This is a genomic window from Cellulomonas sp. NS3, from assembly GCF_024757985.1.
Lineage (GTDB): Bacteria > Actinomycetota > Actinomycetes > Actinomycetales > Cellulomonadaceae > Cellulomonas_A.
Genome location: NZ_CP103289.1, coordinates 1,120,900 through 1,139,044, shown reverse-complemented (window position 1 = coordinate 1,139,044; position 18,145 = coordinate 1,120,900). Strand labels below are relative to the sequence as shown.

The 18,145-nt window shown below is 72.2% G+C and carries 25 protein-coding genes; 2 read left to right on the top strand and 23 right to left on the bottom strand.

Annotated features, from left to right (window positions below; genetic code table 11):
* Window positions 1-104 precede the first annotated feature (104 nt).
* On the bottom strand, window positions 105-1,787 hold the full coding sequence (locus tag NXY84_RS05400) for an ABC-F family ATP-binding cassette domain-containing protein (RefSeq protein WP_258726100.1): 1,683 nt from the start codon (window positions 1,785-1,787) through the stop codon (window positions 105-107).
* 116 nt (window positions 1,788-1,903) lie between these two features.
* Between NXY84_RS05400 and NXY84_RS05395 the strand changes: the two genes are divergently transcribed.
* On the top strand, window positions 1,904-2,518 hold the full coding sequence (locus NXY84_RS05395; protein WP_258726099.1) for a DUF5709 domain-containing protein: 615 nt from the start codon (window positions 1,904-1,906) through the stop codon (window positions 2,516-2,518).
* Between the two features lie 154 nt (window positions 2,519-2,672).
* Here the strand turns inward: NXY84_RS05395 and truA are convergent, their stop codons facing one another.
* The gene (truA, locus tag NXY84_RS05390; protein WP_258726098.1) at window positions 2,673-3,563 is read right to left on the bottom strand and encodes a tRNA pseudouridine(38-40) synthase TruA; all 891 of its coding nucleotides are present in this window, start codon (window positions 3,561-3,563) and stop codon (window positions 2,673-2,675) included.
* A gap of 226 nt (window positions 3,564-3,789) precedes the next feature.
* Between truA and NXY84_RS05385 the strand changes: the two genes are divergently transcribed.
* Window positions 3,790-4,581 (top strand): ROK family protein, encoded by a 792-nt coding sequence (locus tag NXY84_RS05385; RefSeq protein WP_258726097.1) that lies wholly within the window; start codon window positions 3,790-3,792, stop codon window positions 4,579-4,581.
* A gap of 184 nt (window positions 4,582-4,765) precedes the next feature.
* Here the strand turns inward: NXY84_RS05385 and NXY84_RS05380 are convergent, their stop codons facing one another.
* The 21 genes from NXY84_RS05380 to rplN all read right to left on the bottom strand — a co-directional run bounded on the left by NXY84_RS05380 (window position 4,766) and on the right by rplN (window position 18,080).
* Complete coding sequence (locus NXY84_RS05380) at window positions 4,766-5,626, bottom strand: alpha/beta fold hydrolase (protein WP_258726096.1); 861 nt, start codon at window positions 5,624-5,626, stop codon at window positions 4,766-4,768.
* 175 nt (window positions 5,627-5,801) lie between these two features.
* Entirely contained in the window at window positions 5,802-6,362 is a 561-nt protein-coding gene (gene rplQ / locus NXY84_RS05375) for a 50S ribosomal protein L17 (protein ID WP_258726095.1), read from the bottom strand.
* A gap of 70 nt (window positions 6,363-6,432) precedes the next feature.
* Window positions 6,433-7,446: a DNA-directed RNA polymerase subunit alpha gene (locus NXY84_RS05370; protein ID WP_034625816.1), complete on the bottom strand. Its 1,014-nt coding sequence runs from the start codon at window positions 7,444-7,446 to the stop codon at window positions 6,433-6,435.
* Between the two features lie 148 nt (window positions 7,447-7,594).
* Window positions 7,595-7,996: a 30S ribosomal protein S11 gene (gene rpsK, locus NXY84_RS05365; RefSeq protein ID WP_034625818.1), complete on the bottom strand. Its 402-nt coding sequence runs from the start codon at window positions 7,994-7,996 to the stop codon at window positions 7,595-7,597.
* A 90-nt stretch (window positions 7,997-8,086) separates the two neighbouring features.
* Entirely contained in the window at window positions 8,087-8,467 is a 381-nt protein-coding gene (gene rpsM, locus NXY84_RS05360) for a 30S ribosomal protein S13 (protein ID WP_034625821.1), read from the bottom strand.
* Window positions 8,468-8,682: 215 nt separating this feature from the next.
* Window positions 8,683-8,796, bottom strand: a complete 114-nt coding sequence (gene rpmJ, locus NXY84_RS05355; RefSeq protein ID WP_013117849.1) for a 50S ribosomal protein L36 — start codon at window positions 8,794-8,796, stop codon at window positions 8,683-8,685.
* A 62-nt stretch (window positions 8,797-8,858) separates the two neighbouring features.
* Window positions 8,859-9,080, bottom strand: coding sequence for a translation initiation factor IF-1 (gene infA / locus NXY84_RS05350; protein ID WP_012867920.1), 222 nt, complete (start codon window positions 9,078-9,080; stop codon window positions 8,859-8,861).
* 391 nt (window positions 9,081-9,471) lie between these two features.
* The gene (locus NXY84_RS05345; RefSeq protein WP_258727309.1) at window positions 9,472-10,401 is read right to left on the bottom strand and encodes an LPXTG cell wall anchor domain-containing protein; all 930 of its coding nucleotides are present in this window, start codon (window positions 10,399-10,401) and stop codon (window positions 9,472-9,474) included.
* Window positions 10,402-10,735: 334 nt separating this feature from the next.
* Window positions 10,736-11,569 (bottom strand): type I methionyl aminopeptidase, encoded by an 834-nt coding sequence (gene map / locus NXY84_RS05340; RefSeq protein WP_258726094.1) that lies wholly within the window; start codon window positions 11,567-11,569, stop codon window positions 10,736-10,738.
* A 25-nt stretch (window positions 11,570-11,594) separates the two neighbouring features.
* Window positions 11,595-12,173: an adenylate kinase gene (locus tag NXY84_RS05335; protein WP_258726093.1), complete on the bottom strand. Its 579-nt coding sequence runs from the start codon at window positions 12,171-12,173 to the stop codon at window positions 11,595-11,597.
* A complete protein-coding gene (secY, locus tag NXY84_RS05330; RefSeq protein WP_258726092.1) occupies window positions 12,170-13,465 on the bottom strand; it encodes a preprotein translocase subunit SecY in 1,296 nt (431 codons plus the stop codon). Before secY ends, NXY84_RS05335 begins: the two co-directional genes overlap by 4 nt.
* Before the next feature lie 188 nt (window positions 13,466-13,653).
* Complete coding sequence (rplO, locus tag NXY84_RS05325) at window positions 13,654-14,301, bottom strand: 50S ribosomal protein L15 (RefSeq protein ID WP_258726091.1); 648 nt, start codon at window positions 14,299-14,301, stop codon at window positions 13,654-13,656.
* On the bottom strand, window positions 14,301-14,483 hold the full coding sequence (gene rpmD, locus NXY84_RS05320; protein WP_034625838.1) for a 50S ribosomal protein L30: 183 nt from the start codon (window positions 14,481-14,483) through the stop codon (window positions 14,301-14,303). Before rpmD ends, rplO begins: the two co-directional genes overlap by 1 nt.
* Entirely contained in the window at window positions 14,483-15,130 is a 648-nt protein-coding gene (gene rpsE / locus NXY84_RS05315; protein ID WP_258726090.1) for a 30S ribosomal protein S5, read from the bottom strand. Before rpsE ends, rpmD begins: the two co-directional genes overlap by 1 nt.
* 40 nt (window positions 15,131-15,170) lie before the next feature.
* On the bottom strand, window positions 15,171-15,542 hold the full coding sequence (rplR, locus tag NXY84_RS05310) for a 50S ribosomal protein L18 (RefSeq protein WP_034625850.1): 372 nt from the start codon (window positions 15,540-15,542) through the stop codon (window positions 15,171-15,173).
* A 3-nt stretch (window positions 15,543-15,545) separates the two neighbouring features.
* A complete protein-coding gene (rplF, locus tag NXY84_RS05305; protein WP_258726089.1) occupies window positions 15,546-16,085 on the bottom strand; it encodes a 50S ribosomal protein L6 in 540 nt (179 codons plus the stop codon).
* A gap of 24 nt (window positions 16,086-16,109) precedes the next feature.
* On the bottom strand, window positions 16,110-16,508 hold the full coding sequence (gene rpsH, locus NXY84_RS05300) for a 30S ribosomal protein S8 (protein ID WP_034625859.1): 399 nt from the start codon (window positions 16,506-16,508) through the stop codon (window positions 16,110-16,112).
* An 88-nt stretch (window positions 16,509-16,596) separates the two neighbouring features.
* Window positions 16,597-16,782 carry a type Z 30S ribosomal protein S14 gene (locus NXY84_RS05295; protein WP_034625862.1) on the bottom strand — a complete coding sequence of 62 codons (186 nt, stop codon included), beginning with the start codon at window positions 16,780-16,782 and terminating at the stop codon, window positions 16,597-16,599.
* Between the two features lies 1 nt (window position 16,783).
* Window positions 16,784-17,368 (bottom strand): 50S ribosomal protein L5, encoded by a 585-nt coding sequence (gene rplE / locus NXY84_RS05290; RefSeq protein ID WP_258726088.1) that lies wholly within the window; start codon window positions 17,366-17,368, stop codon window positions 16,784-16,786.
* Complete coding sequence (rplX, locus tag NXY84_RS05285) at window positions 17,368-17,709, bottom strand: 50S ribosomal protein L24 (RefSeq protein ID WP_034625867.1); 342 nt, start codon at window positions 17,707-17,709, stop codon at window positions 17,368-17,370. The genes rplE and rplX overlap by 1 nt, the downstream gene beginning before the upstream one ends.
* A gap of 2 nt (window positions 17,710-17,711) precedes the next feature.
* On the bottom strand, window positions 17,712-18,080 hold the full coding sequence (gene rplN, locus NXY84_RS05280; protein WP_034625870.1) for a 50S ribosomal protein L14: 369 nt from the start codon (window positions 18,078-18,080) through the stop codon (window positions 17,712-17,714).
* Between the last annotated feature and the right edge of the window lie 65 nt (window positions 18,081-18,145).

The window sequence follows — 18,145 nt, the reverse complement described above, 5'->3', positions numbered from 1 at the left end:
TTCGCACATCCAGCGCAGGCGGGAGACGCACAACGACACACCAGAGTAGCCGCCGGGCGGAGGCAGGGTCAAAACGCGGTCGGCTGAACCCGCTGTGACGTCGCTCAGCGCGCGCGCTGCACCCGACCGGCGTCCCACACCGGCTCCGGGGTCTCCACGACCACGCCGTCCGCCCCGAACGACAGGAACCGGTCGAAGCCGCGCGCGAACCACCGGTCGTGCGTCACGGCCATGACCGTCCCCTCGAACGCCTCGAGGCCGGCCTCGAGCGCCTCCGCGGAGTGCAGGTCGAGATTGTCGGTCGGCTCGTCGAGCAGCAGGAGCGTCGCGCCGCCCAGCTCGAGCAGCAGGATCTGGAACCGCGCCTGCTGGCCGCCCGAGAGCGTGTCGTACGCCTGCTCCGCCGCCGCGACCAGCTCGTAGCGGTCGAGCGCCTTGCTGGCGGGCTCGCGGCCGAGCCCGGGCCGGTGCCCGTCGCCGCGGTGCAGGATCTCGAGCAGCGTGCGACCCCCGAGCTCGGGGTGCGTGTGGTTCTGCGCGAACCACCCGGGGCGCACGCGCGAGCCGAGCACGACGCGCCCGCTGTGCGCCACGGGTGCGACGTCGACCTCGCCCGCCGGCTCGTGCTCCGGGCCGGGGTCGGAGCCGCCGGTCGCGAGCAGCCGCAGGAAGTGAGACTTGCCCGAGCCGTTCGACCCGAGCACCGCGACGCGCTCCCCGAACCACACCTCGAGGTCGAACGGCTTCATCAGGCCCGTGAGCTCGAGCCCGGTCGCGACGACCGCGCGCTTCGCCGTCCGGCCGCCCCGCAGCCGCACGCGCACGTTCTGCTCGCGCGCCATGACCTGGGGCGGGCCGGCCTCCTCGAACTTCCGGAGGCGCGTCTGCGCCGCCTGGTACCGCGACGCGAGCCCGTCGTTGAACGCCGCCTTGTTCTTGAGCGTGAACACGAGGTCCTTGAGCTTCGCGTGCTCCTCCTCCCAGCGCCGCATGAGCTCCTCGAGCCGCGAGCGCCGGTCCTCGCGCGCCTGCGGGTAGGTGCGGAACGAGCCGCCGTGCACCCAGATGCTCGAGCCGGCCGCGGTCGGCTCGAGCGTCGCGACCTGCGTGGCCGTCGTCGAGAGGAGCTCGCGGTCGTGGCTGACGAACAGGACCGTCTTGGGCGACGCCGTGAGCTGCTGCTCGAGCCAGCGCTTGGTCGGGACGTCGAGGTAGTTGTCCGGCTCGTCGAGCAGCAGCACCTCCTCGGGACCGCGCAGCAGGGCCTCGAGCACGAGCCGCTTCTGCTCCCCGCCGGACAGCGTGCGCACCTCACGGTGCTGCGCCCGGTCGAACGGGATCGACAGCACCGAGTCCGTCACCTGGTCCCAGCCGGCCTCGGCCTCGTAGCCACCGACGTCCGCCCAGTCGACGAGCGCCGTCGCGTACCGCATCTGCGCGGGCTCGTCGTCGACCTCCATGATCCCGAGCTCCGCGGCGGCGAGCTCGGTGGCGGCGTCGCGGACCGCCGCCGGCGCGAGCGACGCGAGCAGGTCGCGGATCGAGCGCTCGTCGTCGATCCGGCCGACCATCTGGCGCATCACGCCGAGCCCCCCGCTGCGCGCGACCGCTCCCCCGTGCGGCGCCTCGTCCCCGGCGACGATCCGCAGCAGCGTCGTCTTGCCGGCGCCGTTCGGCCCGACGAGCGCGACCTTCGCCCCGTCGGCGACGCGCAGGTCGACCTCGTCGAGCAGCGGACGGCCGTCGGGCAGGAAGTAGCTCACGGAGCTGATGTCGAGGTGTCCCACCCCACCAGTGTCCCGGGCCGCGAGCCGTGCGGGCGACCTCTTACCCGCGCCCTCCCTCCGCGGGACGTCCCGCGCTCCCCTCGCAGGTCACGCGTGGCGGTGCCATCGTGAGTGCCATGAGTGAAGACACCCCGGCCACCAGCACCGACCCGGCCCTCGGCTCCGAGGGCGACACCAACCAGCTGCCCGGCGAGGACACGCTCGCGGAGCCCGACGACGACACGATGCTCGACGAGGGCTACTCCCCGCCGGACCACCCGCGCCCCAACCACTTCGGCGAGACCGCGTGGGAGCAGGCGCACGGCGAGACGCTCAGCCAGCGCCTCGACGAGGAGGAGCCCGAGGTCTGGGAGGAGCGGCGCCCCGGCGACCCGAACGTCGCGCCCGACGGCGCGGGTCAGCTCGTCGAGGACGACGACGCCGTCGCGGCGGGCGGGACCGACGCGTTCGCGATCGAGACCGGCTCGACCGCCGGCACCGTGAGCGCCGAGGAGGCCGCGATCCACGTCGTCGACGACGAGGAGATCGTGCTCGACCAGCTCGAGACCGCCGACGCGGGCGACGACACGTTCGAGGACGAGGACCCGCGCCTCGACACGGACCTCCTGGTCGACGACGTCGCAGCCGGCGCGGACGACGGCACCGACCGCGACGTGGTGGGCGACCTCGGGCTCACCGAGGACCCGAGCAGCACCGACGCGCCGTACCTGGAGCGCGACGACCGGGCCTGACCCCGGCACGACGACGACGCGGCACCCGCCCGTGGGTGCCGCGTCGTCGTGCTGTCCGGGCCCGTCGCGCGCCGGGCCCGGCGCTCGTCCGCGCGGTGCTGGAGGACCTGTCGGCGCGCCCGTGTGTCGAGGCCCAGGGCGGAGCCGGGTGCGGTCAGCCCTCGTCGGTGCAGCGCCCCCGGAGCACGTCGACGTCGTCCGCCGCACGCGTCGCCCGCGTCTGCTCGGCCCGCGCGGCGAGCTCGGCGTCCGGCGGGTAGGCGACCTCCTCGAGCGTGAGCCCCAGCGCGGCGACGACCGCGCTCCCCGGGTCTCGACGTCGCCCCGCGAGCAGGTCCGCGGGCCACGTGACGTCGCGCCGGCCCTCCCCCACCGCGATGCTCGCCCCGACGAGCGCCCGGACCATGCTGTGGCAGAACGCGTCCGCCTGGACGTGCGCGACGACGAGCCCCGCGTCGGCCCCCTCCTGCGCCCGCTCCCAGCGCAGCACCTCGAGCGTGCGGATCGTCGTGGCGCCCGGCCGCGGGCGGCAGAACGCCGCGAAGTCGTGCCGCCCGAGCAGCAGGCGCGCCGCCGCGTCCATCGCGTCGACGTCGAGCCGCGCGCGGTGCCACAGCACGTGGGTGCGCCGCAGCGGGTCGCGCAGCAGGGCGTCGTCGCACACCCGGTACGCGTAGCGGCGCCGCAGCGCGGAGAAGCGCGCGTCGAAGCCGGGCGGCGCGACGCCCACCCGGTGCACGACGACGTCCGGCGGCAGCACGCCCGCGAGGCGCGTCGCGAGCGCCTCGGCAGGGGTCCGCGTCGTGCGCCCGACCACGCGCTCCCACGCCTCCGGGGTGACGTCGACGTGCGCCACCTGCCCGCGCGCGTGCACGCCGGCGTCGGTGCGGCCCGCGACCGCCACGCGCGGGTTCTCCGTCCGCAGCACCCGCCCGAGCGCGTCCGCGAGCACCCCCTGGACCGTGCGCAGCCCGGGCTGACGCGCCCAGCCCGCGAAGTCGGTCCCGTCGTAGGCGAGGTCGAGACGGACACGGACGCTGCTCACGCCCGACACCGTAACGCCCCGGACCCCGGGCCCAGCACGCCCGAGGGGCGGCGGTGCACCGCCTCGCACGCCACCGCGTGGCCGCCGTCGGGCTCGCCGCCGTCTCGCCAGCTCCGCGCGCGCCGCCGCCTCGCCGGCCGCTGTCTCCCCTGCCGCGCAGCCCGTCGCCGTCCGCGCGTCACCGTCCCGCGCGTCGCCGTCCCGCGCGTCGCGTTAGCGTGGACGGATGCCTGCACCCGTCGTCCCCGGTCCGGGCGGCCGCGCGTCGTTCACGCTCGCGGTCGACTGCGGCGGCGGCGGGATCAAGGCCTCGGTGCTCGACGCCGCCGGGACCCTGCACGCGCCCGCGGTGCGCGTCGCGACCCCGTACCCCCTGCCGCCCGAGCGGCTCGTCGAGACCATCGCCTCGATCGCCGAGGGCCTCCCCCGCGCCGAGCGCGCCACCGTCGGCATGCCGGGGATGGTGCGGCACGGCGTCGTCGTCGCGACCCCGCACTACGTCACCCGCTCGGGACCGCACACGCGCGTCGACCCTGCGCTGGTGGAGCTCTGGTCGGGCTGCGACATCGGCGCGCTGCTCGAGGCGCGGCTCGGCGTCCCGACGCTCGTCCTGAACGACGCCGAGGTGCACGGCGCGGGCGTCGTCTCGGGAACCGGTGTCGAGCTCGTGCTGACGCTCGGCACGGGGCTCGGCTCCGCGCTGTTCGACGGCGGGTTGCTCGCCCCGCACCTCGAGCTCTCGCACGCGCCGGTGCGCCGCGACACCACCTACGACTCCTACATCGGCCAGATCGAGCGGGCACGGCTCGGCAACGGGCTGTGGTCGCGCCGCGTGCGCCGGGTGGTCGACGGGCTGCGGCCCGTCTTCCTGTGGGACCGGCTCTACCTCGGCGGCGGGAACGCGCGCCAGGTCACCCCGCAGGTGCTCGCGCGGCTCGGGGACGACGTCGTCGTCGTACCGAACCAGGCCGGCATCGTCGGCGGTGTCCGGGCGTGGGACCTGCGCCGCCCCGCCTGAGCCGGGGAGCGTCCGCGTCCGCGTTCGCGGCGGCCCGCGCCCCGGCGTCCACCGTCGCCCGGCGTCCCCCGCCTCACCGAGGTCCCGCGCTCCGCGCCGCCCCACGCTCCGCACCGTCCCGCGTCCCTCACCGAGGTCCCGCGTCCCTCACCGTGCCGCGCTCCTCACCGTCCCGCGCCGTCCCTCAGCGCGCCGCGCCGTGGAGGCGCCGCCCGGGAGCCGACCCGGCCCGCGGTCCGTGCTCGAGCTCGTCGAGCGCCTCGAGCACGGTGCGGGTGAAGCGTTCGGGGGCGACGAGGCTCACGAGGTGCGTCGCGCGCGGCACCACGACGAGCCGGCCGTCGCGGCACGCCGCCAGGAAGCGTCGTTCCTCGCCGCGGAAGTGGTCGAAGCGCCCGTTGACGAGCCACACCGGCGCGTCGATGCGCGTGAGGTCCTCGAGCGGCGTGCACGCGGACACCTCGCGCAGCACGTCCTCCACGACGTGCAGCGCGAACCCGCCCGCGCCGGCGTCCTCCGCGGCCGACGGCGGAAGCACCCGCTCGACGAGGAGCTGGTTGAGCGCCGCACCGTGGTCCGGCAGGCGGACGATCCCGCGCGCGGCGAGCGCCCACCCGGCGACCAGCAGCCGCGCCGGCCGGGTCGAGCACGCTGCCGCGACGAGGCCCGCGACCTGCTCGGGGTGCCTCGCGGCGTGCGCCATCCCGATGTACCCCCCGAGCGACAGGCCGACGACGAGCGCCCGCCCGCCGACCTCGTCGACGGACTCCTCGACCGTCTCGATCGCCCCCGCGCGCGTGAAGCGCTCGTCGATCCGCGTCCCGTGCCCGGGGAGGTCGGGCGCGACGACGCGCCGGCCCGCCGCCTCGAGCGCGCGCACCTGCGCACGCCACATGGTCGACGACGTCCGCAGACCGTGCAGCAGCACGACGGGCAGCGCGCCGGGATGTGGGCGCACCTCGCTGCTCGGCGGCAGGCTCGCCGCTCGGGCGCCGGCCTCGGCGCCCGAGCCGCTACGGGTCTCGCGGGACGCATCGGTCGTCATCCTCGGAGTCTCGCACCGGCGGCGCGGAGTCCGCACGCGCGGGACGACGCGTCCCGGTGCGACGTCGACCCGGTGCGACGAGAGCCCGGGGACGAGGGCTCGGGTACGACGAAGCCCCGGGTACGACGAAGGCCCGGACCAGGTCTTCCCGGTCCGGGCCTCGCGTCGGTGGTGCTCAGGCCTTGTCGGCGCTGCCCTCGGCCGGAGCCTCGGTCGCCTCGGCGGCCGGGGCCTCCGTGGTCTCCTCGACAGCGGCGTCGCCGGCAGCCGGCTCCTCGGCGGCGGGCGCCGCGGCGGCGTCCGCCGTCGAGGCCGTCTTCGGGGCGGACTTCGCGGCCGTCTTCTCGGCCTCGCGCACGACCGCCTGCTTCGGCGAGAGCGGCTCGAGGACGAGCTCGATCACGGCCATCGGCGCGTTGTCGCCCTTGCGCGGGCCGATCTTCGTGATGCGCGTGTAGCCACCCTGACGCTCGGCCACGGCCGGGGCGATCTCGGTGAACAGCGTGTGGACGACCGACTTGTCCTTGACGACCGTCAGCACGCGACGGCGGGCCGCGAGGTCACCGCGCTTGGCGAACGTGACGAGCCGCTCGGCGAGGGGACGCAGGCGCTTGGCCTTCGTCTCCGTCGTCGTGATGCGCTTGTGCTCGAACAGCGCCGTGGCCAGGTTGGCCAGGATGAGCCGCTCGTGCGCCGGGCCGCCACCGAGACGAGGACCCTTGGTGGGCGTAGGCATGGTCTTTACTCCTTGAGGTCAGTGAAGGGCTGTGCGCGGGCCGGACGGGCCGCACGCCTCCCGGGGGGCGTCAGTACTGCTCGTCCTCGGTGAAGTCGCCCTCGTCGCCGTCGTAGTAGCCGGCGGCGGCGGTCGGGTCGAAGTCGAGCGGGCTGTCCTTGAGGGACAGGCCGAGCTCGGCCAGCTTCTCCTTGACCTCGGTGATGGACTTCGCGCCGAAGTTGCGGATGTCCAGGAGGTCGGCCTCGCTGCGCGCCACGAGCTCACCCACGGAGTGGATGCCCTCACGCTTGAGGCAGTTGTACGACCGGATCGTCAGCTGCAGGTCCTCGATCGGGAGCGCGAGGTCGGCGGCGAGCGCGGCGTCCGTCGGGGACGGGCCGATCTCGATGCCCTCGGCCTCGACGTTCAGCTCACGGGCCAGACCGAACAGCTCGACGAGCGTCTTGCCCGCGGAGGCGAGGGCGTCGCGGGGCGTGATCGCGGCCTTCGTCTCGACGTCGACGATGAGCTTGTCGAAGTCCGTGCGCTGCTCGACACGCGTCGCCTCGACCTTGTACGTCACCTTCAGGACCGGCGAGTAGATCGAGTCGACCGGCACGCGGCCGATCTCGGCGTCGTACGACTTGTTCTGGTTCGCGGAGACGTACCCGCGACCGCGCTCGACCGTGAGCTCGATCTCGAGCTTGCCCTTCTCGTTGAGCGTCGCGAGGTGCAGGTCCGGGTTGTGGACCTCGACCCCGGCCGGCGGCACGATGTCCGCGGCCGTGACGACGCCGGCGCCCTGCTTGCGCAGGTACATCACGACGGGCTCGTCGTTCTCCGAGGAGACGACGAGGTTCTTGATGTTGAGGATGATCTCGGTGACGTCCTCCTTGACCCCGGGCACGGTCGTGAACTCGTGCAGCACACCGTCGATCCGGATGGACGTGACGGCGGCACCGGGGATCGAGGAGAGCAGGGTGCGGCGGAGCGAGTTGCCGAGCGTGTAGCCGAAGCCCGGCTCGAGCGGCTCGATGGAGAACCGCGACCGGTTCTCCGAGATGACCTCTTCGGTCAGGGTGGGGCGCTGTGCGATGAGCACTTCTGGTTTCCTCTCAGCGCGCGTCCGCCATATGACGCTGCGCAGCTACTGCTGGCCGACCCGGTCTCGGTCCACCCGGTCGGTGAGTCGTGCACGGCTGGGCCGGGTCGCTGCGGGCACTCCCGCGGCGACCCGGCCCACCGGTGGATCAGACGCGGCGACGCTTCGGGGGACGGCACCCGTTGTGCGCCTGCGGCGTCACGTCCTGGATCGAGCCGACCTCGAGGCCGGTGGCCTGCAGCGAGCGGATCGCGGTCTCACGGCCGGAGCCGGGACCCTTGACGAAGACGTCGACCTTCTTCATGCCGTGCTCCTGCGCACGACGCGCGGCGGCCTCGGCAGCGAGCTGCGCGGCGAACGGCGTCGACTTGCGCGAGCCCTTGAAGCCGACCTGGCCGGAGGAGGCCCAGGCGATGACGGCGCCGGACGGGTCGGTGATCGAGACGATGGTGTTGTTGAACGTGCTCTTGATGTGCGCCTGGCCGTGGGAGACGTTCTTCTTCTCCTTGCGGCGCGGCTTGCGCACGGCGGTACGGGACTTGGGAGGCATGTGGGTTCTCTTCCGGGTCTGCGGGGGTCGTGAGGTCGGGTGTCCGACGCGCGGGCCGCGGCGCTGTGCGCGCCGCCTGCCCGTCGCGGGCTACTTCCGGCCGGCCTTCTTCTTGCCGGCGACGGTGCGCTTCGGACCCTTGCGGGTACGCGCGTTGGTCTTGGTGCGCTGACCGCGCACCGGAAGGCCACGACGGTGGCGGAGGCCCTCGTAGGACCCGATCTCGACCTTGCGGCGGATGTCCGCGGCGACCTCACGGCGAAGGTCACCCTCGAGCTTGTAGTTGCCCTCGAGGTAGTCGCGGAGCGCGACGAGCTCGGTGTCACCGAGGTCCTTCACGCGGACGTCCGGGGAGATGCCGGTCGCGGCCAGCGTCTGCTGGGCGCGGGTCCGGCCGACGCCGAAGATGTAGGTGAGCGCGATCTCGAGCCGCTTCTCGCGGGGGAGGTCGACGCCGACAAGACGTGCCATGTGCCTGGTGGCTCCTGTACTGCATCGGAGGTCTTCCGCACGGCCCTCCCGCGTTCTGCGGGCCCCGGCCTCCGACCGAGGGTTCGCCGGCGCGGTCCCGCGGACCCGGGGGTCCGTGGTGCTGCGCCGGAGTGGCTGTGCGCTTGCTGGCCCTTCCCGGGAGAACCGGGGGCGGGGGCCGGTGGTGCTGCTCGGGCCTGCCGAGCGTCAGGGCGTCAGCCCTGGCGCTGCTTGTGGCGCAGGTTCTCGCAGATCACCTGGACGCGACCGTGCCGGCGGATGACCTTGCACTTGTCGCAGATCTTCTTGACGCTGGGCTTGACCTTCATTGCGTGTTCCTCCGCCGCCGTGGCGCCCGGTTTCCCGGACCGACGGCGTGATCGAGTGGCGGTTACTTGTAGCGGTAGACGATCCGGCCGCGGGACAGGTCGTACGGGCTCAGCTCAACGACCACGCGGTCCTCGGGGAGGATCCGGATGTAGTGCTGACGCATCTTCCCCGAGATGTGGGCGAGCACCTTGTGGCCGTTGGCCAGCTCCACGCGAAACATCGCGTTCGGCAGGGCCTCGACAACGCTGCCCTCGATCTCGATGACACCGTCCTTCTTTGCCATATCCTCCGCTAACTCTCTGATGGATGAGACGCACCACGTCGGCCCGCGCCCTCTGCGCCGCCCGGGCCGTGGCCCGGACAGCGAGAACCGCTCACACGCTCCGTGGTCGGGAGTGCACCGACGCGCCAGGTCCCCGAACGCTGGACCCACGAGCCGCTGGACCGTTCCGTGAGGGTCGAGGACTCCCACGGAGGCGACACCGCCGCTCTGCATGCCGGTCGAACGCCCGAAGGGGCGCACACACCCAACGGGCAATCCTACGGCATCGACGCTGGAGAAGAAACCACGGTCGGGTGGCTCCGGCGGGCCCTCCGCGTGACCTTCGGCACGGCCGCACGACGAACGGGCGGCCCGGGGAGGACCCCGGACCGCCCGTCGCTCGACGTGCGGGTCAGCCCTGCTGGCGAGCCCGGCGCTGGCGTGCGACGACCAGGCCGGCGCCACCGGCGACGAGCACACCCGCGACCGCGAGCATCGGGCCGACGGACGAGCCCGTCGCGGCGAGGACCCGGCCGCTGGGCGGAGCGGCGGCGAGGACCTCGGACGTGGACGTCGGGCTCGGGGTCGGCGCGGCGTTCAGCACCTCGCTCGCACCGGGCACGGTGGGCGACGCTGACGGGGTCGGGGTCGGGGTCGTCGACGGGACCGGCGCGGCCGAGACCTCGCTCGTCGGCGTCACCGACGGGGTAGGCGTCGGCGTCGGGTCCGCCGTGGGCTCCGGCGTCGGGGTCGTGACCGGCGGGACCGGCGGCACGGGCGACGGCGTCACGACGGGCGTCGGCGTCACGCTGGGGCTCGGCGCGACCTCGTCGCACGCGGGCACCGACCCGACGATGCGCTCGAGGTTCCAGTGCGCGGCCTGGTAGAGCTTGCCGGGCTGGTACCCGCCCTTGTTCGAGTCCCACCAGCCGATGTAGCTGTTCGGGTACCACGGCTGCTTGTCCGGGTCCGTGAAGACCGCCGTCGTCCCGAACGCCTTGTCCTGCTGGATGCCCCAGCCCGGACCGCAGACCGGCTCGCCCACGGCGGCCTGGACCTCCTCGAGCGAGAGCGTGAGGCGGTACTCCTTGCCGTCCCACGCCGCCACGAGGAACTGCTCGGTCGAGTTCTCCCACGCGGCGTTCTTCGCCGGGTCGATCTTCTTGTAGACGTACGCGGCGACCGCGTGCGGCTTCCCGTACGACTTGTCCGTGGCGGACGCGGGCGCGGCGGCCGCGAACGTCGAGGCGGCGATCACCCCGGTGACCAGCGTCAGGGCCAGTGCCCGTCGCCTCGGGGCGGCACCGCGGTCGTGGGCGGAGGGACGCAGGCCGTGCAGCATGGGCTAACCAATCGGTCCGGGGGCAGGCGGCAGGGACGCGACTACCCGAGGGAGGATCGCACCGTCTCCGTCCGCCACCGCGCGAGCACCCAGGGGCCGCGGCGATGGGGTCACGGGACGGTCGATCCCGTACATAGGGGACGGTAGCCGACGAACCGGACACCTGTCCGGGTTTTGCACCTGATTTCGCGAGATCGTCCCCGGACGGCCCAGCGGGCCGGCGACCCGGGCGCACGCGCACCACCGCCGGGTGACCCGCGGCGCGCGGCGGTGCGCCGGCGGGGCGGTGGAGTCCCCGACCGGCAGCCCGGCTCCCGACGGGTCCGCGTCCGGCTCAGTCGAGCGCGACGACCGTGACGCCGTGCTCCCCGAGCCGCGCCGCTCCCCCGTCGCGCGCGGTCAGGACGACGATGCCGTCCTCCAGCACCGCGACGGAGTGCTCCCAGTGCGCCGCCCGGGAGCCGTCGACGGTGACCGCGGTCCAGTCGTCCTCGAGCGTGCGGGTCGCCTGGTCCCCACGGGTGATCATGGGCTCGATCGCGACGCACAGCCCCGGGCGCACGCGTGCCCCTCGGTCACGGCTGCGGTAGTTGAGCACCTCGGGCGGCTGGTGCATCGCCGAGCCGATCCCGTGGCCGACGAACTCCTGCACGATGCCGTAGGCCGGCCCGCCGTCCGCTGCCGCCGCCTCGACGACGTCCTCGACGGCCTCCCCCACCGCGGCGAGCCGTGCGGCGGAGGAGAGCGCGGCGATGCCGGCCCACATCGCGCGCTCCGTGACCGCGCTCAGCTGCTCGTCGGCCGGGTCCGCGCCCGGGAGCACCACCGTGATCGCCGAGTCGCCGTGCCAGCCGTCGACGATCGCGCCGCAGTCGACCGAGACCACGTCGCCCGGGCCGAGCACCCGTGGGCCCGGGATGCCGTGCACGACCTCGTCGTTCACGGAGACGCACAACGTCGCCGGGTAGCCCTCGTAGCCGAGGAAGGACGGGGTCGCCCCCGCCCGCCGGATGACGTCCGCGGCGATCGCGTCGAGGTCGGCGGTCGTCATGCCCGCACGGGCCTGTGCCCGCACCGCGTCGAGCGCGTCCGCGACCACCAGTCCCGCCCGCCGCATGACCAGGACCTGCTCGCGCGTCTTGTACTCGATCCGCTCGCGGCCGAACACCGGGCTCTCCCCCGTCGACCCGGCGTCAGCCGAGCGCGGGTGCGAGCGCGTCCGTCAGACGCGCCGTGACCTCGTCGATCCCGCCGATCCCGTCGACGCGGACCAGCAGGCCGCGCTCGCCGTAGGCGGTCGTCAGCGGAGCGGTCTGCTCGGCGTAGATGTCGAGGCGGCGCGCGATGGCCTCCTCGGTGTCGTCCTCCCGGCCCTCGACCTGCGCGCGGTTGCGCAGCCGGGCCAGGAGCTCGTCCCGGTCGGCGGTGAGCTCGACGACCGCGTCCAGGCGGGTGCCCAGCGCGGCGAGGATCTCGTCGAGCTCGGTCACCTGGGCGGCGTTGCGCGGATACCCGTCGAGGATGAAGCCCTCGGCGACGTCCTGCTGCGCGAGCCGGTCGCGCACCATGTCGTTGGTCACGGAGTCGGGCACGAGCTCGCCCTGGGCGGTGTACTCCTGCGCGAGGCGCCCGAGGTCGGTGCCGCCCTTGATGTTCGCGCGGAAGATGTCGCCGGTGGAGATCGCTGGGACGCCGAGACGGTCGGCGAGCCGTGCCGCCTGCGTCCCCTTGCCCGCGCCCTGCGGTCCCATGATCACGAGCCGTGCTGTCAACGCAGGAACCCTTCGTAGTGCCGCTGCTGGAGCTGCGACTCGATCTGCTTCACCGTCTCGAGGCCGACGCCGACGACGATGAGGATCGAGGCTCCACCGAACGGGATGTTGGTCCCGACGCCGAGCACGATGAACGCGATCGTCGGGATGAGCGCGACCAGCGCGAGGTACACCGACCCCGGCGCGGTGATGCGCGTGATGACGTAGTCGAGGTACTCGGCCGTCGGGCGCCCGGCCCGGATGCCGGGGATGAACCCGCCGTACTTCTTCATGTTGTCCGCGACCTCGTCCGGGTTGAACGTGATCGCCGTGTAGAAGTAGCAGAAGAAGACGATCAGGACGACGTAGATCGCGAGGTGCAGCGGCGCGCCCGGGTCGGCGAGGTTCCTGCTCACCCACGCGACCCACTCCTGCGTCGGGTCGCCGAACTGGGCGATGAGCCCCGGGACGGCGAGCAGCGACGACGCGAAGATGACCGGGATGATGCCCGCGATGTTGATCTTGATCGGGATGTAGGTGCTCGAGCCGCCGTACATCTTCCGGCCGACCATCCGCTTGGCGTACTGCACCGGGATGCGGCGCTGCGACTGCTCGACGAAGACGACGAGCGCGATGACGAGCACGACGATCGCCAGCACGATCAGGAACTTGCCGAAGCCGCCGGCGCCGCCCGCGATGGACCACATGGCCGAGGGGAAGGTCGCGGCGATCGACGTGAAGATGAGCAGCGACATGCCGTTGCCGATGCCGCGCTCGGAGATGAGCTCGCCGAGCCACATGATCAGGCCGGTGCCGGCGGTCATGGTCAGGACCATGAGAATGATTGTGGTCGGCGTGTCGTCCGGAATCACGTCGACGGTGCAACCCGAGAACAGCTGCCCGGTCCGCGCGATCGTGATGACGGTCGTCGACTGCAGGATCGCGAGGCCGATCGTCAGGTACCGCGTGTACTGCGTGAGCTTCGCGGTGCCCGACTGGCCCTCCTGGTGCAGCGCCTCGAAGCGCGGGATGACCACGCGCAGCAGCTGCACGATGATGCTCGCCGTGATGTACGGCATGATCCCGAGCGCGAACACCGACAGCTGGAGCAGCGCGCCTCCGCTGAACAGGTTGACCAGGCCGAGCAGGTCGTTGTCCTGGGTCTGCGCGATGCAGGCGTTCACGTTGGTGTAGGAGACCCCGGGGGTGGGCAGGAACGAGCCCACCCGGAACACCACCATGATGCCGATCGTGAAGAGCAGCTTGCGCCGCAGGTCGGGCGTCCTGAACGCCCGCACGAATGCGCTGAGCACCTGTCCTCCTGCTCCGCCGTGGCGGTGTGTCGTACGGCCGGGCCGATCCGGTCGTCTCCGATGGGCCCTCTGGCACCGCTACCACCGTGTGGCGCGACGCTGAGCAACCCCGGGCACCTTAACGGACATCCGCCAAGATGCGAGAACGGGGCCGGCAGGAGCAGTGCCCTGCCGACCCCGTCCTGCGATCAGTCCTGCGCGACGCTCCCGCCGGCAGCCAGGATCTTGTCCTTGGCCGACGACGAGTAGGCGTCCACGGCGACCGACAGCTTCACCGTCAGCTCGCCCGTGCCGAGCACCTTCACCGGGGCGCCCTTGCGGACGGCCCCCTTGGCGACGAGGTCCTCGACCGTGACGTCACCACCGCTCGGGTACAGCGCCGAGAGCTTGTCCAGGTTCACGACCTGGTACTCGACGCGGAACGGGTTGCGGAAGCCGCGGAGCTTGGGCAGCCGCATGTGCAGCGGCATCTGCCCGCCCTCGAACCGGTCCGGCACCTGGTAGCGGGCCTTCGTGCCCTTGGTACCACGACCGGCCGTCTTGCCCTTGGACGCCTCACCACGACCCACGCGGGTCTTGGCGGTCTTGGCGCCCGGCGCCGGACGCAGGTGGTGCACGCGCAGCGTGCCGCCCGCGCCCTGCTCCTCGGCGACGGCCTTCGTCGCGGCAGGCTTCGCCGCGGCCTTCGTGGTCGCGACCTTGGGCGCCTCCGCGGCGGACTCCGTGGTCGCGGCCGTCTCGGCCGGAGCCTTCTTGGCCGCCGCCTTCTTGGCCGGGGCCTTCTTCGCCGGGGTGGTCACCTCGGCGTCGTCCGTGGCCTTCTTGTCGTCAGCCATCACTCGACCTCCTCGACAGCGACGAGGTGCGTCACCGTGGAGACCATGCCGCGGATCTCAGGACGGTCCTCCTTGACGACGACGTCGCCGATCCGCTTGAGGCCCAGGGTGCGCAGCGTGTCGCGCTGGTTCTGCCGTCCGCCGATGGCGGACTTGGTCTGGGTCACCTTGAGACGGGCCATCACGCACCCACCTTCGCAGCGATGCCCGCCGCCTGCGCCCGCAGCAGCGGGGCCGGGGCGACGTGCTCGAGCGGCAGGCCACGGCGAGCCGCCACGGCCTCGGGCTGCTCGAGGCCACGGAGGGCCGCGACCGTCGCGTGCACGATGTTGATCGCGTTCGACGAGCCGAGCGACTTGCTCAGGACGTCGTGGATGCCGGCGCACTCGAGCACGGCGCGCACCGGACCACCGGCGATCACACCGGTACCCGGCGACGCCGGACGCAGGAAGACGACACCGGCCGCGGCCTCACCCTGGATGGGGTGCGGGATGGTGCCCTGGATGCGCGGGACCTTGAAGAAGTTCTTCTTGGCCTCCTCGACACCCTTCGCGATCGCGGCGGGCACCTCCTTGGCCTTCCCGTAGCCGACGCCGACCGTGCCGTCACCGTCGCCCACCACGACGAGCGCGGTGAAGCTGAACCGGCGGCCACCCTTGACGACCTTGGCCACGCGGTTGATCGTCACGACGCGCTCGACGAAGGCGCTCTTCTCTGCGGCGTCGCCACGACGCCCGCCGCCGTCACGACGACCGCCGTCACGACGGTCGCCGCCGCCGGCCGCGCCCTGGGGCGCGCCGCCGGTGTTGCTGCGCTGAGGAGCAGCCATCAGTGAGTCCTCTTCTTCGATGCGGAGTCGGTGGTCGTCGTCACAGGGCCAGACCGCCTTCGCGGGCCCCGTCGGCGACTGCTGCCACACGACCGTGGTACTTGTTGCCGCCGCGGTCGAAGACCACCGCGTCGATGCCGGCGGCCTTCGCGCGCTCGGCGACGAGCTCGCCAACCTTGCGCGCCTTGGCCGTCTTGTCGTCGCCCAGTGCTCGCAGGTCCGACTCGAGGGTCGACGCCGACGCGAGGGTGCGACCGACGCTGTCGTCGACGACCTGCGCCGTGATGTGCCGGGCGGACCGGGTCACGACGAGACGCGGACGGGCGGTCGAACCACTGATCTTCTTGCGGAGCCGCAGGTGACGGCGCGTACGCGCGATCGCCTTGCCCTTGCCCCTGATCCCGATGGCCATGGCTTACTTACCAGCCTTTCCGACCTTGCGGCGGACGTTCTCGCCGGCGTAGCGCACGCCCTTGCCCTTGTACGGCTCGGGCTTGCGGATCTTGCGGATGTTCGCGGCGACCTCGCCGACCTGCTGCTTGTCGATGCCGACGACCGAGAACTTCGTCGGGGACTCCACCGTGAAGGTGATGCCCTCCGGCGGCGTGACGGCGACCGGGTGGCTGAAGCCGAGCGCGAACTCGAGCCCGCCGTCCTTGGCCGCGACGCGGTAACCGGTGCCGACGATCTCGAGCTTCTTCTCGTAGCCGGTGGTCACACCGGTCACGAGGTTGGCGAGCAGCGTGCGGGTCAGGCCGTGCAGCGAGCGCGAGTTCCGCTCGTCGTTGGGACGCGTGACCACGAGCGCACCCGCGTCGTCACGTGCGACCTCGATGGGGGACGCGATCGTGTGCGCCAGGGTGCCCTTGGGGCCCTTGACCGTCACGACGGCGCCGTCGATGGTGACCTCGACGCCGGAGGGGACCGGGACGGGGACTCTGCCGATACGAGACATGGCTAGCTCCTTTCCGTCTCGGACTTACCAGACGTAGGCGAGGACTTCCCCACCCACGCCCTTCTTGGCGGCCTGCTTGTCGGTGAGGAGACCGGAGGACGTGGACAGGATCGCCACGCCGAGGCCGCCGAGCACCTTGGGCAGGTTGGTCGACTTGGCGTACACGCGCAGGCCCGGCTTGGACACGCGCTTGATGCCGGCGAGCGAGCGCTCGCGGTTCGGGCCGTACTTGAGCTCGATCACGAGGTACTTGCCCACGGGCGCGTCCTCGACCTTCCAGCCGGCGATGTAGCCCTCGGCCTGAAGGATCTCCGCGATGTGCGACTTCAGCTTCGAGAACGGCATCGAGACCGAGTCGTGGTGCGCGGAGTTCGCGTTGCGCAGACGCGTCAGGAAGTCTGCGATCGGGTCGGTCATCGTCATGGGGCGTCAGCCCTTCCTCGCCGGGGTATCTGCACGGTGGTGCGGCTCGCGCCGCACCACCGGGGCACAGACCTTCGGCGTAGTGGTTTTACCAGGAGCTCTTGGTGAGCCCGGGGAGCTCGCCGCGGTGCGCCATCTCACGGACGCAGATGCGGCAGAGGCCGAACTTGCGGTACACGCTGTGCGGACGTCCGCACCGCTGGCACCGGGTGTAGCCGCGCACCTTGAACTTGGGGGTCCCGGCGGCCTTGTTGACCAGGGCGGTCTTCGCCATGTCAGTCCTCCTTGAAGGGGAAGCCGAGACGCTTCAGCAGCGAGCGGCCCTCGTCGTCGGTCGAGGCGGTCGTCACGATCGTGATGTCCATGCCGCGCACGCGGTCGATCTTGTCCTGGTCGATCTCGTGGAACATGGACTGCTCCGTGAGACCGAACGTGTAGTTGCCGTGCCCGTCGAACTGCTTCGGCGACAGCCCGCGGAAGTCGCGGATGCGCGGAAGAGCGGTCGAGAGCAGGCGGTCGAGGAACTCCCAGGCCCGGTCGCCCCGCAGCGTGACGTGCGCGCCGATCGGCATGCCCTCACGCAGCTTGAACTGGGCGATGGACTTGCGAGCCTTCGTGACCTGCGGCTTCTGACCCGTGATGAGGGTCAGGTCGCGGATCGCGCCCTCGATGAGCTTGGAGTCCTTGGCGGCGTCACCGACACCCATGTTCACGACGACCTTGACGATCCGCGCGACCTGGTTGACGTTGACGTGGTTGAACTCCTCGCGCAGCGCCGGGACGATCTCCTCGGCGTAGCGCGACTTGAGACGCGGCTTGAGCGGCGCGTCCGGCGTGGTGGTGTCGTCGATCGCGGTCATCAGATGTCCTTACCGGAGCGCTTGGCGACGCGGACCCGGACGTTGCGGGTGCGGCCGTCGCGCTCGACCTGCTCGGTGCGGTAGCCGACCCGGGTGCCCTTCTTGGTCTCCGGGTCCACCAGCATCACGTTGCTGATGTGGATGGGGGCCTCGACGGTCTCGATGCCACCCGTGCGGGTGCCGCGCGCCGACTGGCCGGCCTTGGTGTGCTTGGTCACGCGCTGCACGCCCTCGACGACGACGCGCTGCGTCTCCGTCAGGACCTCGAGCACGCGGCCCTGCTGGCCCTTGTCACGGCCCGAGATGACGACGACGAGGTCGCCCTTCTTGATCTTCGCCATGGTCAGAGCACCTCCGGAGCCAGCGAGATGATCTTCATGAACTTCTTGTCACGCAGCTCCCGGCCCACGGGGCCGAAGATGCGCGTGCCACGAGGCTCACCGTCGTTCTTGAGGATCACGGCCGCGTTCTCGTCGAACTTGATGTACGAGCCGTCGGGACGCCGACGCTCCTTGCGGGTGCGGACGATGACCGCCTTGACGACGTCGCCCTTCTTGACGTTGCCACCGGGGATCGCGTCCTTGACCGTCGCGACGATCACGTCACCGATGCCGGCGTAGCGACGCCCGGAGCCACCGAGGACGCGGATGCACAGAATCTCCTTGGCACCCGTGTTGTCGGCGACCCGAAGTCGGGACTCCTGCTGAATCATCTACTGAACTCCTGTCGTCTGCCGGTTCTCGCGGGGCGAGCCTGGCCGAACGTGTCGTTGCCGTC